The organism is Thermoleptolyngbya sp. PKUAC-SCTB121 (assembly GCF_016919485.1).
Classification (GTDB): domain Bacteria; phylum Cyanobacteriota; class Cyanobacteriia; order Elainellales; family Elainellaceae; genus Thermoleptolyngbya; species Thermoleptolyngbya sichuanensis.
The window spans coordinates 4,482,837-4,500,531 of record NZ_CP070366.1 but is presented as its reverse complement, the minus strand read 5'-3'; the positions used below and the strand labels follow the sequence as shown (position 1 = coordinate 4,500,531).

The window sequence follows — 17,695 nt, the reverse complement described above, 5'->3', positions numbered from 1 at the left end:
GGTTGGGGCTGGGCATCACCCGATCAGGCGATGCAGGATATCGAGGTTTATCTGGAGGTTTCTCTTTTGAGATGCCTCTCAGATGCATCCATATAGGCACCCGTCGTATACACCCGTCGATCAATGACAGAATGCTGAACGATGGAATGCTAAACCTGATTTTTGCAGCCGTTGAGGCTGAACCTGTTGAAGTGAAAACTGCTGAGGCTAGCGTTGTATAAGGGCAATCATCATGGGTGATTCAGAACGTATTCCCGTCGGCATTGTGGGCGCGTCGGGCTATGGCGGCATTCAACTGGTCCGGCTGTTGCTGGATCATCCCAAGCTGGAGTTGGTCTATCTGGGCGGCGAAAGCACGGCGGGCAAGCCGTTTGCAGAACTCTATCCCCATCTGGGGCATCGAGTGAATCTGTCGGTGGAGTCGGTGGATGTAGAGGCGATTGGCGATCGCTGCCAGGTTGTCTTTCTCTCTTTACCAAATGGCCTCGCCTACAAGATGGCTCCGCGCCTGCTGGACAAGGGCTGCAAGGTGCTGGACTTGTCTGCCGACTATCGGTTCAGCGATTTGCAGACCTATAAGACCTGGTATGGGGGCGATCGCGACGATTTTGCGGTTGCGCCCAGGGCAGTGTACGGGCTGCCAGAGCTATACCGTGATCGCATCGCCGAAGCCCAACTCGTCGGCTGTCCCGGCTGCTATCCGACTGCCAGCCTGCTGGGCCTTGCGCCGCTGCTCAAGCAAGGGCTGATCATTCCCGAAACGGCCATCATCGACGCAAAATCGGGCACCTCCGGCGGCGGTCGCCAGCCCCCCAAGGTGGACATGCTGCTGGCCGAAGCCGACAGTTCCTTCCGCGCCTACAACGTCGGCGGTCGCCATCGCCACACGCCCGAAATCGAGCAGGTCTGTAGTGACTTGGCTGGGCATGAGGTGCTGGTGCAGTTTACGCCGCATCTAGTGCCGATGGTGCGCGGTATTTTGGCGACGATCTATGCCACGATGCGTGATCCGGGGCTGGTGCGCGACGACTTGCACACAATCTACTCCGCGTTTTATCGCAATGCGCCGTGGGTGCGCGTGCTGCCTAGCGGCACTTATCCCCAAACCAAGTGGGCTTGCGGCACGAACCTCTGCTACATCGGCATCGAATTAGATTCGCGCACGGGCCGCGTGATCGTCATGTCTGCCATCGACAACTTGCTGAAAGGACAGGCGGGTCAGGCGCTCCAGTGCCTTAACCTGATGATGGGCTGGGAAGAAACGCTGGGGCTGCCACAGTTGACGTTTTATCCCTGACGTTTTAGCCCGTAGCTGCTGGAAGCTCTCCCTCAGGTTGTATAGCCTATCCCCATGCGCCAGGTTCTCGCAAATTGGATTTTAGGAGTTCATCCCTACAACACCTGCTTTGCCTTCAATTGGCACAATGTTCGCCACATTCGGCGATTTTTGGAGCGCACAGTGGCCCAAATTGAGGGGTCTAATTTGCGGTTGGCGGATGTGGGGGTGGGCGATCGCCCTATTTTCCCTTTTTTGCGTCCAAAACATCGGAGTACCTTGTTGTTGACTTGGCAGATGCGCTGCCGCTGGGCGAAACGCGGCCGATCCAACAGCGAGTCGGAACTTTAGTTTGGACTAATGGTGAAGAGGAAGGCAGTCAATGAGAAGCACCGACTGCCGTAAGGTCAATGAAGTACAACCAACATTGACCCCATGATTTTCAACGAACTTCAGCAATTTCGCCAAACGTTGTATGCCAGCTTGGGAAACGCCAGAGATGCCCTGTTTGATCTGATGGATGCCGTGTTAGTGAGTGCGTGCATCGTGTCGTTTGTGAGGCTATCGCAGAGTCCTGTCTTTCGTCGCCAGTGGTCGAGCCCCTATGAAGCGTTGCGCGATAGCCGCCTACCCCGATCAAAGGTGCTGAAGCTGTTGGTGCAGCAGATACCGACTCAGCAGCAACCGTTGTTGGCAGGTGATGCGAGTCGGTGGAACCGTCCTGCTGCCAGGCGTTTGAAAGACCGCACCTTATCAGGCAGAACAGGACATGCCCCGATAGCCGGACAAAACTACAGTACCTTAGCCTGGATTGCTGAAGACAGGGGCAGTTGGGCATTACCATTGCGGCATGAGCGCATCACCAGCTTTGAAACACCCGCCAGTAAAGCGGCATTCCAACTCAAACAAGTGACTCGGCAGTTAGCGGTGCGTCCGTTGGCGATCTACGACCGAGGGTACGGCAATGCCAGTTTTGTCAACCAAACGGCAGGGATTGAGGCAGACTTGCTGCTGCGGGTTACATCCAATCGATGTGTCTATGGCGCGCCCCCAGCGTATCGAGGGCGAGGCGCACCTGCCAAGCATGGACATAAGATGAAACTCAATGACCCTGACACTTGGAGTGTCCCGGTCGAAACCGTTGAAGTCGATGATCCCAACTGGGGACGAGTGCGGGTCAGTCGTTGGAGTGCATACCATTTCCGCAAATCCCCTAAACGGGCAATGGAAGTGTTGCGCGTGGAGGTGCTGGAGACACAGAGCAGCACGCGACGCTTGGCTCCTTTGTGGTTAGTTTGGCTGGGTGAGCAGATGCCTCCGTTAGAAACCCTGTGGTTGCACTACCTCCGTCGCTTTGCCATTGAACACTGGTATCGCTTTGCCAAGCAGAGGCTATATTGGACACATCCCCAGTTCAGTTCTGTATCGGCAACCGAACAGTGGAGCAGCCTGATGCCGTTGCTCAGTTGGCAGTTGTGGTTAGCGCGAAAGGACTGTACTGACCACCCCTTGCCCTGGCAGGCACCGCAAGAAACGTTGACTCCGGGTCGGGTCGCACAAGCGTTTGCAGGCATTTTGGCAGCGATTGGCACCCCTGCTCCTGCGCCTAAACCTCGTGGTAAATCGCCAGGACGAGGCAAGGGGCACAAGCCAACTCCTCGTCCCTGCTATCCGATGGTCAAAAAACGAGCCTCGAAACGCAAGACATCCGAACAATCCCTGAACAGTCCGGTTGCAACAGCAGCTTAACTGCGAGCAGGATTGTATCCAATTCCTTAAGTTCAACTGTTATGAACGGTTGAGCAGATTCTTTATGGCATCCTGTTGAGCATTATTGTGATGCCAGTTAGTCCAAACTAAAGTCGGAACGGCAGAGGATATTCCTTTGGGCGATAGTGAAGTTGATATCGTTCTGTGCAATCAAGTGCTTGAGCATGTTCTTGATCCAAGCCAAGCGATGCGTGAGATGGCTCGAATCCTCAAGCCGGGTGGCTACTTCATTGGCAGCGTTCCCCATGTCGGTCTAGTTCATTTAGAACCACACGACTATCGCCGCTACACTGCGCTGGGTATAAAGCAACTGCTTCAGCAGCAAGGTTATTGCGACATCCACATTGAAGGGAATGGGGGAGTCTTTAGAGCGGCTGCGCTGATGATTGTGATGGATCTGCTGCTCAGCCAGCGTAAACCCGGCGTTTCCCAGCAGTTTAATGCAAATATGGCGCTGTTGCTGTCTCCAGTGATTACCGTCCTTAACTTATCTAGTCTATTGGCAGATAAGCTGTTGGGCGATCGCCAGCGCACGCCGGCCAATCTCTGCTGGATTGCGCGAAAAAAATGACTTTTTTCTTTACAATGACTCATTTAAGATGAGGGATCTTGTGGTGTGGGGATGAGGGTTGGGCGATCGCCCCAATTTCACCAATCGTATCTGCCATTAGGCCGAACTGAAAGTGCAAAATTCTGAGTTTACAAACTCAATCTCCTCATCCATCAACCAGGAACCTTTAGAAAATACAAGCCCAGGCTTGGGGAGGAGGTCGCATAGAGAGTTGAACAACCTATACAAATTGGAGTTTGCCACAAACATAAAATAGTCATCAGGGCACCTCGATTAATTGCCTTATTGCAAATTTTTCGGCACTTAAACCAGTGAAATCTCATTGCCATTCTCAACAAGAATTGATTTTTGACCTGATCTTCTGAGTTTTCTCCCTGATCTTCTGAGTTTTCTCAAGGTTGTGTTAGGGTATAGCGTTTTTCATTCTGGCGAGGCATAGTAACAGCAATGGGAGAACCCAGAAGTGTTGAATTGAGACATAAAACTTTACATTCAACCCTACGAAGCTCCTACGAGTGTCTCTGGCAGCAGATCGTAGCTCCAATGGACAATCGAACAACGACGACTCAATTCAAGTTGCAAATAGCGCAACTTATCTAGTAATTGATGACCATAAAACTCTGGAATTTCTATCAATTGCAGAATCAGATAGGCAATCAACACCATGTAGATTTGAATGGTGACTCCATTGACACTCTTAGAGATTAGTTTATCTAGCTTCAAGTGCATCTTTAGAAACTTCCACAGCACTTCTATCTGCCACCGATGGCGATAGACTTCACTAATCTCTTCATTCGTCATCAGTTCTACATTGGTCGCCAGCCGAAACTCCGTTTGGCTCTCTAAGTCACAAAACCAAACCACTCGATATCGCTCATGCTCAAACTCGGTCTTCATCGTGTTCTTAAGGCGGACAACAAAGCGAGTCTGATCCTGGCTTAATTGGTCAAGGAAATCCCAACTGGCAAAGCCTCTATCCATGACGCCGATGGCATCTTCAGGAATCATTCCTGTCACTCTGTCAGCAAATTTTGCGTCATGTCCTTGACCAAAATGAATCAGGCATTCACTGGGATTACCTTGCGTTAAGTTGACTCCATTAAGCAATTTGACTTGATGATAGCCTTGCATCCAGAACAACTTGCTTGTCAATGTGATGACCGTTGAATCAATGGGAAACAGCATCTGTGCTGTCGCTGGATTTTTTTGTTTTAGCTGTCTTATGAGCTCAGCGTAGATGCGACAAAAGTGTTCATCCTGTCGAGTCTTGCAGGCTTTAGAAAAGGTGGAAATATCAACCTTGATTCCTGCTTTGTTGAGACGATAAAACAGGCTTCTCATGCTCGTTAAACCCTGGTCTAAAACGAAGGTCAACCAGATTTCAAAGAATAAGCGAGAGTTCAAAACAGGATAGTTATGTGGGCACAACTGCTTGAGTATCGGTTTGACAAGCGCAGGAAATGACACTAGCATCTTAAACATTGTTTTTGTTTGCTGGGGGCTAGAATACAATATTCTGCCCCCATTTTTTGTATGTTGAGCTATCTTTCAACACTTCTGGGGAGAACCAATTCTGTAGGTCATTCAATGACACTTGGGAGAAGGACTCCTCAATGGCTTTGTCTAGATCAAGATAGCTCCGTGCCCCAAGGGAGCGCAGAATACTCTTAATCTTTGAAAAGCAATTCTCGATGGGTGAAAAGTCCGGCGAGTACGGCGGTAGAAACATCAGTTTAGCACCTGCATCCTCAATCAACCTCCTAACTTCTTCACCAAGATGAATCGAGCAGTTATCCATGATGACACATGCCCCTTTCCACAACTTAGGAACGAGTCTCTGGGAAATGAAGGCTTCAAAGGTAAGTCCATCGACTGAACCGATGAGATTGGAATAGGTAATTACCTTTTTAAGGCTAATTGCACCAAGAATCGAGACCCGTTTCCCTCGTTTGCTGGGACGCTTGCCAAGGAGCATCCCACTTTCGATGAAACAGTCAACTGGCGAGCTGTCCATTGAGGTAGGCACAGCGCAGACTCAACATGGCATTAACGGAGGCCGTATTCCAGCGAGCACCCGAAATTTGGAGGCGTCGCCCAATCTGTTTGACAGCCGATTCTACGGCTCCTGATCCAATAGAACAGAGTTGCTCAGCCTGGTAGAACCCATAATTCACGATGCGAGAGCGATGGGTGCTCAGATAGGCTTCAAAATTGCGGGCTTGCTTGCGCCGACAGTCGGCAAAGAGGGCCCTGGCGGCTTCCACTTGACCTTGCCATAACAGCATTTCCGCCGCTGCTAAGCGCTTGAGCGACCCACCGACTTTGTAGAGGTTTTCTTTGAGATGGTACCAATCGAGGATTTCCCAACGGGTCTCAACGGTGGTGAGTTGAGCAAACAGATTCCACACCCCAGCGTGACCATCGCCCAGACAGACCAGTGGGGAGAGCAAGCGTTGAGCGCTGAGATAATCAATCAAGCTGTCATTGTCTTGGAAGAAGGCGTTGTAATCAATCCCCTCCACCCGCACCGCTTTGTAGTCTCGCCACGGGCTATCGGACTCTAGCAGGTCACGCAGACGGACTTTGCCGCCATCAATGCTGACCTCACTGACGCCTTGTTTAGCCTCGGCAGACTCGAACGACTGACGCCCCACCAGACGTTGTTGGGTCGAGTGCCCGACCCGCATCCCGGTCAGGGCTACGATGTCATCCTCTGCATCTTGAAACGATTCGTTGGCACTTAAGCGTAGGTTGGCTTTCTCTAGGCCACCACTGAGACGGCTGTAAGCCTTTACGCCTAACCGTTCTGCCTGACTTTGACGAATCTCAAGGACCCCTACCAAACTCTTCAATCGGCGAACCCGGCCTCGGGCGGGGTAGGCTTTCTGGTTGACAAAAAAAGGGCAACTCGAGGGCTCACCTCCTCTAGCATTTGCCGTCGTACAGTCTGCTCGATGCCTTCTAGACTATCGAGCCCCTCTCGGTTGCTATTGCGATACAAAATCTCGGCGATCTCTGCTGTACAAGCTTCCAATCGCTTTTGGTCTTCAGGTGTCATGGTGAGTCATCCCTGGGGCTACCCTCCCATTCTCACCCTTCGCACTGTTTTCGCGAAAGTGGGATGCTCCCCGCTTGCCATGGGCTCGTTTTCCTTTCGGGGCACGTGCCCGGAGTCGAGTCAAAGCCAGGTTCACTCCTGATTCGTCAATAAAGATTAAGTCTTGAGCCAGGAATCCTCGAACCAGTTGCCAAAATTTGACTCGTTCGATTTGCACCCGTTCAGTTTCCTTTTTGTCGGGATACAGCGTTTTTTTTAAGGGTTAAGTTCAGTTTCTCTAACATACGAAACATCGTCGAAACGCCAATCCGAACACCGACCCTTTGTTCCAGCAAGTCACACAACTCTGCCAATGTCGCGTCATGATTTGATTCAGCAATCGTTTTTAGGATCTCTAGTTGCTCATTACTTAATTTGGTTGGCGTTTGCTCAGTGCGGCGTTTGGGGGCAATCTCACCTGTTTCCCGATATTGTTTGATCAGCTTTCGCACGAAACTGTAAGCAACTCGAAATTGTTGAGCGATTTGACGTTGCGACGTATTCCCTTCAATGTAGACATCAATAATTTTTTGTCTAAGATCTAGTGAGTAGGGTCGCATTTGAGTTAAGGGTAAAGTAAATTCACTGAATAGATTATATCAAAATACGCCTCACTAGGCTAGAAATTGCTATATTTCAAACTCACGGCACAGAAACCATTTCCTAAACGGTCTTAACTGTCCTATCTATTGGGTGGATGTTTGGACAGGTATGTGATGTTATGAAAAATATTGTGAAATCTATCAGGGCGATCGCCCCATAAGATCACCCCGTAAATTTTTGAGTTCGCTCTTATTTTTGACGTGATAGAAAACGCTCCCACCTGATGACTATCCTGCACCAAAACGAAACGTCACAACAGCAAACAAACTCCTCCGTTTCAATTGCGCCCTACAGCACCGAACTGCTCAGCTTCAACACATCGCGACAATCGGCTGATGCCCTCCTGCGAGGCCCAAAGCCAACGGTCAACGCCTTTGAAGTCACTCTAGAGCGGCTCAGTTCAGCGGTGAAGATGGGGCTGTATGAACCCGGCGACCAACTGCCGAGCGAACGGGAAATAGCCGATATTATGGGCGTGAGTCGGGCTACCGTTCGAGAGGCAATTCGCCTGATGACCGAGCAGGGCATTTTGGTAGCGCGTCGGGGACGCACGGGGGGCACCTTTGTTTCCAAGCACCCGGTGCCCGAAACATTACAAAATCTGCGAACCCGCCTTAGCGCAAGGGGAACTTCGATTACAGGCATTTTGGATCATCGACTGGTGGTGGAGTCGGGCGTGGTAGAGCTAGCCGCTCAACGGGCGACCGACGAGCAAAAGTGGGAACTACAAGCGCTGGTTAATGCAATGGAGCAAGCAGACAACCATGCAGAATATCGCAAGCTAGATACGCGGTTTCATCTGCTGATTGCCGCCGCAACCCAGACCGATCGGCTGTCGTCGGTTGTTGCAGAGGTTCATGCTGAACTGTCGGATTTGCTGACAGCCGCGCCCTATAGCAAATCCCAGTGTCTCCATGCCAATGATCAGCATCAGTTGATTGTAGATGCCATCTGCGTGGGACGACCCGACCTCGCCCGCGTTAAAATTCAGGAGCATATTTTGGCTACTAACAGCTACTTGAATGCTCTGCTATGAAAGTTGGTTTGAGGTATTTTGAGATATTTTGAGATATTTCTAGAGCCAGAAGTGTTGAATTGAGACATAAAACTTTACATTCAACCCTACGAAGCTCCTACGAGTGTCTCTGGCAGCAGATCGTAGCTCCAATGGACAATCGAACAACGACGACTCAATTCAAGTTGCAAATAGCGCAACTTATCTAGTAATTGATGACCATAAAACTCTGGAATTTCTATCAATTGCAGAATCAGATAGGCAATCAACACCATGTAGATTTGAATGGTGACTCCATTGACACTCTTAGAGATTAGTTTATCTAGCTTCAAGTGCATCTTTAGAAACTTCCACAGCACTTCTATCTGCCACCGATGGCGATAGACTTCACTAATCTCTTCATTCGTCATCAGTTCTACATTGGTCGCCAGCCGAAACTCCGTTTGGCTCTCTAAGTCACAAAACCAAACCACTCGATATCGCTCATGCTCAAACTCGGTCTTCATCGTGTTCTTAAGGCGGACAACAAAGCGAGTCTGATCCTGGCTTAATTGGTCAAGGAAATCCCAACTGGCAAAGCCTCTATCCATGACGCCGATGGCATCTTCAGGAATCATTCCTGTCACTCTGTCAGCAAATTTTGCGTCATGTCCTTGACCAAAATGAATCAGGCATTCACTGGGATTACCTTGCGTTAAGTTGACTCCATTAAGCAATTTGACTTGATGATAGCCTTGCATCCAGAACAACTTGCTTGTCAATGTGATGACCGTTGAATCAATGGGAAACAGCATCTGTGCTGTCGCTGGATTTTTTTGTTTTAGCTGTCTTATGAGCTCAGCGTAGATGCGACAAAAGTGTTCATCCTGTCGAGTCTTGCAGGCTTTAGAAAAGGTGGAAATATCAACCTTGATTCCTGCTTTGTTGAGACGATAAAACAGGCTTCTCATGCTCGTTAAACCCTGGTCTAAAACGAAGGTCAACCAGATTTCAAAGAATAAGCGAGAGTTCAAAACAGGATAGTTATGTGGGCACAACTGCTTGAGTATCGGTTTGACAAGCGCAGGAAATGACACTAGCATCTTAAACATTGTTTTTGTTTGCTGGGGGCTAGAATACAATATTCTGCCCCCATTTTTTGTATGTTGAGCTATCTTTCAACACTTCTGTTCTAGAGCAACTTCTACGCCTGGAAACTTTTGCATTTGACGTTTGCATTTGACGTTTGCATTTGATGTTTTGAGCAGACTAGGGCAAGTCTTGAACACGAGCCATCGGCCTAGAAGTGGGCTTTGTAGTGGGCTTCGTTGCTTACCGAGCCATTTCAATACTTTTGGCGATCGCCACACATCGCTATCACGTTTTAAGGTGTATCTTTTTAAGGTGTATCTTAGGTTGGATCACCAGAATCCAAACTTTGTAGCGCTAGCTACGGAAGCATACGGAATAACCGCATACTTTTAGCTCTGAGGTTGAATGGAATAGATTCAGACCTTTGGGTGGACGCTGCCTTTTTGCTTTTGCATCCATGTCCACTCAGAACATTCAATCTACATAGCTTGCATGGTTCACATTGGCATGGCTGCGTTATTGGCTTAGACCGTTGATTGGTGCTTGATTTGCACTGTTGCGATCCGCTTGAACAATGTGTTGAAAATGTCCCGACCGTGGACTTGATACAGACTTGATACAGATGGTGATAGTGTGACGCAAGGTTTTGTGACGCAAGATTTATTGATTGGAGGCGATCGCCTACCCGCTGACTCAGGGCAATATACCGAACTCATCGACCCCGCCACAGGTGATGCCTGGATCAAAGTCGCCGCTGCCGCAGCCGATGATGTCGATCGGGCCGTGCAGGTTGCCGACCAAGTGCGATCGCCCTGGCGCAGAGTCAATAGCCGCGATCGCACCCAACTGTTGCTGAAGCTGGCGACCCTCATCCGCGAAAATTTGGAACCGCTGGCCCAACTGGAAAGCCGCAACGTCGGCAAGCCCATCCGCGATGCCCGCGACGAGGTGAACCTGGCCGCAGACTGCTTCGAGTATTACGCCGGGGTAGTGAATAAGATCGGCGGACAGACAACTCCTGTGGCTGCGGCGGGCACCCATCTAACCTTTCGAGAACCCATCGGCGTGTGTGGGCTGATTGCGCCGTGGAACTTTCCCATCGCCATCACCGCCTGGAAGGTCGCGCCTGCCCTAGCAATGGGCAATCCAGTGGTGCTAAAGCCTGCAACCCAAACGCCGCTCACAGCGCTGCGGTTGGGCGAACTGGCCCTAGAAGCAGGCATTCCGCCCGGTGTGTTTAACGTGGTTCCTGGTGCGGGATCGGTGGCAGGCGAGGCGCTGCTGCGGCATCCGCTAGTGCGAAAGATCTCCTTCACTGGCTCGACTGAAATTGGAATGCACGTCATGCGGACTGCGGCAGACGATCTCAAGCGCGTGACGCTGGAACTGGGCGGCAAGTCGGCGAATCTGGTGTTTGCCGATGCGGATCTGGATTTGGCGGTTCCCAAGGTAATGTGGAGCGTGCTGGGCAATGCCGGGCAGGACTGCTGTGCGCGATCGCGCCTGTTGATTCAGCGCCCGGTTTACGACGAGTTTTTGCATTGCCTGACGCAGCAATTCCAGGCGCTCCGAATTGGCCCACCGCTCGACGAATCGACGGAAATTGGTACGCTGATTTCTACCCAGCAGCGCGATCGCGTGTTGGATTATATCACGCTGGGGCAGCAGGAAGGCGCAACCTTGCTCTGCGGCGGCACAGTGCCCACCGAATCCCCGCTCGACCGGGGCGCGTACCTCACGCCTGCCCTCTTTGCCCACGCCACGCCCAATATGCGAATTGCCCAGGAAGAAATCTTTGGCCCAGTTCTCTGTGCTATCCCGTTTGACACCGAGGAAGAAGCCGTGGCGATCGCCAACACCAGTCTCTACGGACTCTCTGGCTCTATCTGGACCCGCGACATTGGCCGCGCCCTCCGCATTGCCCGCGCCATCGAAACGGGCGTTCTCTCCATCAACACGGGCCACAGCGTCCACCTGGAAGCCCCCTTCGGTGGCGTGAAGCACAGCGGCATCGGTCGCGAACTGGGACTCGCCGTGTTAGATCATTACAGTGAGTGGAAGAGTATCTTCATTGCAGAGTGATGGAGCGTCCGTCTCTTTGTCACTTCTCTAGCCCAACACTCCCCATTCTTTAATCCTTCTATTTTGTATTCCTTTATGTATTCTTCTTCTCGTGGACGATTGACCGTCGAAATGCTGACGCAGCTTGTTCAGGATGAGCAGATTGAAACCATCCTCACCGTGTTTCCAGACCTCTATGGACGGCTGATCGGCAAGCGGATCACGGGCGATTTTTTCGTGAACGACGTGCTGCAAGATGGCGTTCACGCCTGCGATTATTTGCTGGCCTGCGACATGGAAATGGACCCGGTTCCGGGATACAGCTTCACCAGTTGGGCCAGTGGCTATGGCGACTTTCGCATGATTCCTGATCTGAGTACGCTACGAGTTGCGTCTTGGCTAAAGAAAACGGCGATCGTGCTGTGCGATGTTTACAACGAAGAAGAGGATGCGCGGGTTGAGATTGCGCCGCGCAGCCTGCTGAAGACGCAGGTAGAACGGGCCAAGTCGCTGGGCTATGTTGCTAAAGGGGCTTCGGAACTGGAGCTATACGTCTTTGCCGATTCCTACGAAACCGCACGGCAAAAGAACTATCATGACCTTCAGCCCATCGGCAGCTACATTGAGGATTATCATATTTTCCAGGGCACCAAGGAAGAGTTTCTCATTGGCTCAATCCGCAAGCATTTGGAGCGATCGGGAATTCCTGTCGAGTTCTCGAAGGGCGAATGGGGGCCGGGGCAGCAGGAGATTAACTTACGCTACGCAGATTTTTTGGAAATGTGCGATCGCCACATTCTCTACAAGCACGCCGCCAAGGAAATTGCCTGGCAAAGCAACGTCGCCGTTACGTTCATGTCCAAGTGGGACGAGCGCTACGCCGGGTCGAGTATGCACCTACACGCCAGCTTGTGGGATCAGGAAGGTAAGATAGCGCTGTTCCCCGGTAAGGAAGCCTTCGGCCCGGTGCATAGTTCGCCGCTGTTTCGCTGGTTCCTCGGCGGCTGGATGGCGCATATCCGCGAAATCTTCCCGTTCTACGCGCCCTATCCCACATCCTACAAGCGCTACGTAGCGGGTTCCTTTGCGCCAACGGGCATTGCCTGGTCCTATGACAACCGCACAGCGGGCTTTCGCATTTTGGGACATGGCCCCTCGCTGCGGCTAGAGTGTCGCGCACCGGGAGCCGATGCCAATCCTTATCTTGCCTTTGCTGCTACCCTCGCTGCTGGACTCGACGGCATCAAAAACCAGATCGAGCCGCCGCCGATGTTTGAGGGCGATGTGTACGAGGCACGGGATTTGCCGCAGGTGCCCCACAGCCTGAATGAGTCCATTCACGAACTGGAAAAGAGCCAGTGGGCGCGGGACACCTTTGGCGAAGCCACGATTGACCACTATCTGCACTTCTTCAAAACTGAGCAGCGCAAATTCGATGAAGTGGTGACGAGTTGGGAGCGGGCCCGCTATTTTGAACGGGCCTGATCCCCCTCTAATCCCCCGTCGATCAGCGAACGCCTAGCACCTGCTTTGCCCGGTTCAGGTATCTTTGGCGATCGGCCAGACCGTTGCGCCCGCCGTTTACCACGCGGGTTACAGCAATCAGGTCATCGCGGTCAGCATGTTGGTTGATGTTGCGGGTTTGCCAGAACCACCCGGCGGCAGTGACGGCATACTGCGGCGACGCAACCAAATCGGGGTTTGCTACAAAATCGACCCCCATTGCCCTGGAAAACTGAGCATAGTTGGAGCGACCCGTTAGCTGAATTACGCCGCGCCCCATATAGCGTGCGCCATCGCCCGGTTGCGTGTTGCCGAGATTTCGCGCTAGGCTCGACGGCGGCTCGTAGCGGCGCTGGGCATCTGTCGGGCCCCAGATTTCGCGCAGATAGCGGAATCCCCCGCTTTCGTGCAACACCTGACCAAAGAAATGGGCCATTCGCAGGGGAGTGTTGATTTCAAACCGCTCGAAGGTGGCGTTGATGCCGGGGGTCATGGCAGTTACGCGATCGCGCAATTGGCTAGAGCCGATGATCTGCAAAATCTGATCTGTCGTAACGAATTGCCGTTTTGCGGGGGGATAGTTGGCCTGGGTATTGGGCGGCGGGGGCTGGGGCGGTGCGTCCTGAGGTAAGATAAATAGCCGCACGTAGGGTAAGGTTCCGGCAGGACGGGCAGGCAAATCGGAGAGCAGTCGGATAAACGAGTCGATTTCTTCATCCAGCGCGTGTAGCTCTGGCTGTTTCATCAGCAGATCTCGCAGGCGATCGCTCCCCCCATCTCGATAATGGGCCATAGTGAACGTTGTGCCATAGATGCCGTGATAGGGATGGGCACTGGCAGGCGCAGGCGGCAACCCCGTGAGCTGACGAATCGCCCGATCTAGGAACCGATCGGCATCGTGGGGCTGGGGTGGCAATTGCAGCAGAAGCTGCTCAAAGCGACTAATTCCGTAATCTCGATATGTCCTAAGTTTTGCGCTATCAAGCGTAGGCGCAGGACTGGCAGCGCTACTGGGCGCGGAATTGGTCGCATTATTAACCGAAGCATTAGTCATGGCGATTTCCCTGATTCTGAAGTGATGACAACACAGCGTGCGATCGCGCTGACTGGGGCAAAACTGAACGAGCGATCGCGGCAGCGCGTTTTGATTAGCAGATGCGTGCTGAATGACTTAGTTTAGAATGCCCAAACTCACGTCCGCAGCACAACGACCCGCTATGAAATCCGTCTTCACACGGCAATCTTGTGTTTAAGCGGTCAAGTCAATCTGGAAAATCCTACAGCCAACAGCAATCTGCCTGGTCAAACAAGCTGCCTGGTCAATCCTGAATCGCAAACTCGAACCTGTGAAACGGCACTTTGAAGTGGTGAAATGGTGTGAAACGGTGTCCAGAGCGTGTTGTGCCGTCTTGCCAGATACTTCACGCTCTGGCCGTAGAATTCCAGACAAAGACTCGACCCGTTTCCCAACTGGCTAGAAATCGGTCAGAAATTGCCTAAAAAACTGGCTACAAACCAGATGCAAGAAGGCCAACTCCAGCCAATAAACGCAGACTCAGTGGACACAACTGGACTCGAACCAGTGACCCCCACGATGTCAACGTGGTGCTCTAACCAACTGAGCTATGCGTCCTGAACAGTCTACTAATATAGCAGCCTTGGGCGATCGCATCAAGCTTTTTGTCCCCAATTTTATAGAACGCTGGCTGAAATGCTTTTTCTGCCTGGGGTTCACGCTTTGCCGTCCCACTGCTGCTTCATCCGCTCGATGCGCTCTAGCAGGCTCTCGTTCGACAGGCGCGAGTTGAGCCGCTCCACCAGCAGCGGAAAGGCAAAGGGCGACGGGCGCTTGGTGGTTTGCCACACCAGAGAGAGCGATCGCACTCTATCCAGCGTTTTGGCCAGCCGATGCACCTCCAGCTGATCAGTGAGGACTTCTTGCTCTGCCTGCTTCAGCAGCAAGTTGTCCGGTTCATATTTGGAAAACACTTCGTAAATCAGCGACGAACTGACCTGGAGTTGCCCTGCCGTCTTTTTGGCAGAGGGATAGCCCTTGAACACCAGCCCAGCAATCTGGGCAATGCCGCGAAACTTGCGGGCAGTGAGTTCCGACAGGTTGAGGCTGGCGCGGATGTCGGCTTCCAGATTTTCCAGGCTAAAGAAGTCTTCGGAAAACAGGTCTTGAAACGGATAGTCCTTAGGCGCGAGGATTTCAAACCCGTAATCATTCACGGAAATCGTAAACGTCGCCTGCTTTTGTCGCGCAAACCGATAGCCCCACAAAAAGCCCAGCCCCTCATGCACAAAGCGCCCTTCAAAGGGATAAACATAAAGATGCTGTCCTTCGCGGGTCTTGCAGGTTTCAATCAGCAACTCGGTTGCGGCGGGCAAATGGGATATGCGCTGCTGGGCAGACAGAATTGGTTTCAAGCAGATCAGTTCCAGATTCGTGCTTGCATCCTGACTCCGTTCAATTTCACGTCTCAGGTGCATACTCAGCGTGTCAGATATTGCGAGATTTCCGCCACCCCAGGTGGGTGTTACGGTAGATTTCTTGCTTGTGCTTTTGACATACACCACCATATCTTTCATCTGAAAAAACTCAAGCTGTCGCCCTGCAAAAAAGAACACGTCGCCCTTTTGCAGCTTGGATGCAAAGTTTTCCTCAATCGTGCCAATCTTGCGGCGATTGGTGTACTGAATCTGTACCGACTGGTTCGAGATAATTGTTCCGATACCCATGCGGTGCATCCGGGAAATTTGCAGGTCGGTGACACGATAGCGGTCATCCTCCAGCGTGATTTTTCTGTACCTTGGATAGGCGCTGAGTGACTTCCCACCCTTTTCCAAAAAGTCGAGTATCCAAGTAAATTCGGCATCCGTTAAGCGTTCGTAGGATAATGTTTTGCGAATGGTGGAGAGCGTGTCGGCAGGCGTAAAACCATCTCCACAGGCCAGGGTGACTAAGTGCTGAATTAGCACGTCGTAGGGCTTGTGGAGCGGGCGGCGCACTTCGATATCGCCCTGGGCCAGTCCATTGCGAAAAGCAGAAATTTCCAATAGCTCCAGCGAGTTGGTCGGCAGGAAGAAAATCTCGGACGTGCCTGCGGGGACGTGGGCCGATCGCCCGGCCCGTTGCAATAGCCGAGCCAGGTTTTTGGCGCTGCCAATTTGCACGACTCGCTCTACGGGCTGAAAGTCTACGCCCAAATCCAAGGACGAGGTGCAGACGACCCACTTGATGGCCCCGGTTTTCACGGCTGCTTCGATCGCCTCTCGTTCTTGCACGTCGATGGAGCCGTGGTGCAGCGCAATGCGATCGCCCTCTTCGGGCAGGGCAAACGTGAGCGCCTGATACCACTTTTCTGCCTGGGCGCGGGTGTTGGTGAAAATCAGCGTGGAGGTTTCGATATCTAGTGCGTCTACGAGTTCCTGAAACATTCGCAGGCCCAAATGCCCCGCCCAGGGAAAGGTGTCTACCGAGTCGGGCAAGATACTGCGAATGATCGTTTGCCGCTGGAGGTTGGTTTGAATCACCACGGGTTCGATATCCAGCCCCACGGCGACTTGGGCAGCTTCCTGAATATTGCCTAGCGTGGCCGACAGGGCCCAGGTTTGCAGCGACGGGCGCAATTGACGCAGTGCCGAAAGGCAGAGTTCGGTTTGGGTGCCTCGTTTGGAACTAAGCAACTCATGCCACTCGTCCAAAATCACCGCCCGCAGATTGCCAAAAAGCGTCTCCGCACCGGCATAGGACAGCATCAGAGCAAGCGATTCTGGCGTGGTGATCAGGATCTGCGGCATCTTTTTGAGCTGGCGGGCTTTGCGGCTGGCGCTGGTGTCGCCCGTGCGCGACTCGACCCGCAGATCCCAGCCCATGTCTTCGATGGGGCGGCGGATGGATTGCTCGATGTCGCGGGAGAGCGATCGCAGCGGGGTCAGGTATAGCAGTTGCAGCCCTGGTTTGGGGTCGTGCAGCATAGCGGCGATCGCCCCCATGACCGCCGCATAGGTTTTGCCAGACCCGGTGGGCACCTGCACCAGCCCGCTGCGCCCCGCCAGAAACGCCTCCCAGGTTTTCTGCTGAAACGGCAATGGCTCCCAGCCCTGCCGCTGAAACCATTCGACGACAGGTGCAAGGCTGGACGTGCTGGGAGGGGCAGAACTAGGCGGCGATCGCCTCTTCATAGGTCACAAAATGGGGCATAAACAGCATACTTTTGGCTCCACAACGGAACGCTTTTGTCCATCGAGAATTGCCTCAAACGGCTTGCCTGCATCCGATGCCTAAATCTGGATCACCCTTGACCGGATCATAAATCACAGGCAATCTTAAACCTTAAATCGTTTGGCAAATTGCTGTGTAGCCGTTCTATGTAGCCGTCCTATGCAGTGATTTTCACTCTTTATTGGTACTTAGAGACGGTATTTAGGGATGGTATTTAGAGCATCCTTTGCTAACCATAGCAGGCAACCGTCAGACTCTATTCCTTGCGTCTTCAGTAATTACACGCTGATTCTCACTGTAATTTTTCTATGAAGCACATAATTAACCGTGAGTCTCAGGACGCTAGGCCTCTACTGAAAGATAGATAGTCAGAATATGAGTTTAGGAGCAGTTTATACAAAATTGTCCTGTCTGTTTCTCGAAGTGTTCTATCACGGCAAGTGCTTTCTATCGTTTATCGCGATCTCTTTGAGACTGAGTGACTAAATAATTGTGAATTT

At 52.1% G+C, this 17,695-nt stretch carries 14 protein-coding genes, 1 tRNA gene and 1 pseudogene; 8 read left to right on the top strand and 8 right to left on the bottom strand.

The window, feature by feature from the left end:
- Nucleotides 1-232 precede the first annotated feature (232 nt).
- From argC to JTM80_RS18435, 5 genes and pseudogenes are all read left to right on the top strand, one after another.
- Nucleotides 233-1,297 carry an N-acetyl-gamma-glutamyl-phosphate reductase gene (gene argC / locus JTM80_RS18450; protein ID WP_172357221.1) on the top strand — a complete coding sequence of 355 codons (1,065 nt, stop codon included), beginning with the start codon at nucleotides 233-235 and terminating at the stop codon, nucleotides 1,295-1,297.
- 54 nt (nucleotides 1,298-1,351) lie between these two features.
- Complete coding sequence (locus JTM80_RS18445) at nucleotides 1,352-1,627, top strand: hypothetical protein (protein ID WP_205370031.1); 276 nt, start codon at nucleotides 1,352-1,354, stop codon at nucleotides 1,625-1,627.
- An 84-nt stretch (nucleotides 1,628-1,711) separates the two neighbouring features.
- Nucleotides 1,712-3,025, top strand: a complete 1,314-nt coding sequence (locus JTM80_RS18440; RefSeq protein ID WP_205369514.1) for an NF041680 family putative transposase — start codon at nucleotides 1,712-1,714, stop codon at nucleotides 3,023-3,025.
- A gap of 136 nt (nucleotides 3,026-3,161) precedes the next feature.
- Nucleotides 3,162-3,242, top strand: a pseudogene (locus tag JTM80_RS23535) (methyltransferase domain-containing protein); the annotation flags it as partial.
- Nucleotides 3,243-3,617 carry a hypothetical protein gene (locus tag JTM80_RS18435; protein WP_255548811.1) on the top strand — a complete coding sequence of 125 codons (375 nt, stop codon included), beginning with the start codon at nucleotides 3,243-3,245 and terminating at the stop codon, nucleotides 3,615-3,617.
- Nucleotides 3,618-4,115: 498 nt separating this feature from the next.
- Here the strand turns inward: JTM80_RS18435 and JTM80_RS18430 are convergent, their stop codons facing one another.
- The 4 genes from JTM80_RS18430 to JTM80_RS18415 form a co-directional block, all read right to left on the bottom strand.
- Nucleotides 4,116-5,090 carry a transposase gene (locus JTM80_RS18430; protein WP_205371237.1) on the bottom strand — a complete coding sequence of 325 codons (975 nt, stop codon included), beginning with the start codon at nucleotides 5,088-5,090 and terminating at the stop codon, nucleotides 4,116-4,118.
- A gap of 28 nt (nucleotides 5,091-5,118) precedes the next feature.
- The gene (locus JTM80_RS18425; RefSeq protein ID WP_205370029.1) at nucleotides 5,119-5,592 is read right to left on the bottom strand and encodes a transposase; all 474 of its coding nucleotides are present in this window, start codon (nucleotides 5,590-5,592) and stop codon (nucleotides 5,119-5,121) included.
- 19 nt (nucleotides 5,593-5,611) lie between these two features.
- A protein-coding gene (locus tag JTM80_RS18420; RefSeq protein ID WP_205370027.1) for an ISKra4 family transposase occupies nucleotides 5,612-6,675 on the bottom strand; the annotation gives its coding sequence in 2 pieces (ribosomal slippage) (nucleotides 5,612-6,519 and nucleotides 6,519-6,675; 1,065 coding nt in all).
- A 221-nt stretch (nucleotides 6,676-6,896) separates the two neighbouring features.
- Nucleotides 6,897-7,274 carry a helix-turn-helix domain-containing protein gene (locus JTM80_RS18415; protein WP_205370025.1) on the bottom strand — a complete coding sequence of 126 codons (378 nt, stop codon included), beginning with the start codon at nucleotides 7,272-7,274 and terminating at the stop codon, nucleotides 6,897-6,899.
- A gap of 266 nt (nucleotides 7,275-7,540) precedes the next feature.
- Between JTM80_RS18415 and JTM80_RS18410 the strand changes: the two genes are divergently transcribed.
- Nucleotides 7,541-8,353 (top strand): FadR/GntR family transcriptional regulator, encoded by an 813-nt coding sequence (locus tag JTM80_RS18410; RefSeq protein WP_205370023.1) that lies wholly within the window; start codon nucleotides 7,541-7,543, stop codon nucleotides 8,351-8,353.
- Nucleotides 8,354-8,439: 86 nt separating this feature from the next.
- Here JTM80_RS18410 and JTM80_RS18405 read toward each other — a convergent pair whose 3' ends face one another.
- Nucleotides 8,440-9,414, bottom strand: a complete 975-nt coding sequence (locus tag JTM80_RS18405) for a transposase (protein ID WP_205371237.1) — start codon at nucleotides 9,412-9,414, stop codon at nucleotides 8,440-8,442.
- 622 nt (nucleotides 9,415-10,036) lie between these two features.
- Between JTM80_RS18405 and JTM80_RS18400 the strand changes: the two genes are divergently transcribed.
- Together JTM80_RS18400 and JTM80_RS18395 are read left to right on the top strand one after the other, a co-directional pair.
- Nucleotides 10,037-11,485, top strand: coding sequence for an aldehyde dehydrogenase (locus JTM80_RS18400; protein WP_205370021.1), 1,449 nt, complete (start codon nucleotides 10,037-10,039; stop codon nucleotides 11,483-11,485).
- A gap of 75 nt (nucleotides 11,486-11,560) precedes the next feature.
- The gene (locus tag JTM80_RS18395; RefSeq protein WP_172357320.1) at nucleotides 11,561-12,949 is read left to right on the top strand and encodes a glutamine synthetase family protein; all 1,389 of its coding nucleotides are present in this window, start codon (nucleotides 11,561-11,563) and stop codon (nucleotides 12,947-12,949) included.
- Nucleotides 12,950-12,971: 22 nt separating this feature from the next.
- Here JTM80_RS18395 and JTM80_RS18390 read toward each other — a convergent pair whose 3' ends face one another.
- The 3 genes from JTM80_RS18390 to JTM80_RS18380 form a co-directional block, all read right to left on the bottom strand.
- Nucleotides 12,972-14,021, bottom strand: a complete 1,050-nt coding sequence (locus tag JTM80_RS18390) for a glycoside hydrolase family 19 protein (protein ID WP_205370020.1) — start codon at nucleotides 14,019-14,021, stop codon at nucleotides 12,972-12,974.
- Between the two features lie 505 nt (nucleotides 14,022-14,526).
- Nucleotides 14,527-14,600 (bottom strand) — tRNA-Val (locus JTM80_RS18385).
- Nucleotides 14,601-14,698: 98 nt separating this feature from the next.
- Nucleotides 14,699-17,155 carry a ligase-associated DNA damage response DEXH box helicase gene (locus JTM80_RS18380; RefSeq protein WP_172357322.1) on the bottom strand — a complete coding sequence of 819 codons (2,457 nt, stop codon included), beginning with the start codon at nucleotides 17,153-17,155 and terminating at the stop codon, nucleotides 14,699-14,701.
- Nucleotides 17,156-17,695 lie beyond the last annotated feature (540 nt).

What these genes read in the sequence shown, in the direction of transcription:
- JTM80_RS18445 (WP_205370031.1), top strand. Translation starts at nt 1,352, where the DNA reads ATGCGCCAGGTTCTCGCAAATTGGATTTTAGGAGTTCATCCCTACAAC.
- JTM80_RS18430 (WP_205371237.1), bottom strand. Translation starts at nt 5,090, where the DNA reads ATGCTAGTGTCATTTCCTGCGCTTGTCAAACCGATACTCAAGCAGTTG.
- JTM80_RS18435 (WP_255548811.1), top strand. Translation starts at nt 3,243, where the DNA reads ATGGCTCGAATCCTCAAGCCGGGTGGCTACTTCATTGGCAGCGTTCCC.
- JTM80_RS18415 (WP_205370025.1), bottom strand. Translation starts at nt 7,274, where the DNA reads ATGCGACCCTACTCACTAGATCTTAGACAAAAAATTATTGATGTCTAC.
- JTM80_RS18410 (WP_205370023.1), top strand. Translation starts at nt 7,541, where the DNA reads ATGACTATCCTGCACCAAAACGAAACGTCACAACAGCAAACAAACTCC.
- argC (WP_172357221.1), top strand. Translation starts at nt 233, where the DNA reads ATGGGTGATTCAGAACGTATTCCCGTCGGCATTGTGGGCGCGTCGGGC.
- JTM80_RS18440 (WP_205369514.1), top strand. Translation starts at nt 1,712, where the DNA reads ATGATTTTCAACGAACTTCAGCAATTTCGCCAAACGTTGTATGCCAGC.
- JTM80_RS18405 (WP_205371237.1), bottom strand. Translation starts at nt 9,414, where the DNA reads ATGCTAGTGTCATTTCCTGCGCTTGTCAAACCGATACTCAAGCAGTTG.
- JTM80_RS18425 (WP_205370029.1), bottom strand. Translation starts at nt 5,592, where the DNA reads ATGCTCCTTGGCAAGCGTCCCAGCAAACGAGGGAAACGGGTCTCGATT.
- JTM80_RS18380 (WP_172357322.1), bottom strand. Translation starts at nt 17,155, where the DNA reads ATGAAGAGGCGATCGCCGCCTAGTTCTGCCCCTCCCAGCACGTCCAGC.
- JTM80_RS18395 (WP_172357320.1), top strand. Translation starts at nt 11,561, where the DNA reads ATGTATTCTTCTTCTCGTGGACGATTGACCGTCGAAATGCTGACGCAG.
- JTM80_RS18390 (WP_205370020.1), bottom strand. Translation starts at nt 14,021, where the DNA reads ATGACTAATGCTTCGGTTAATAATGCGACCAATTCCGCGCCCAGTAGC.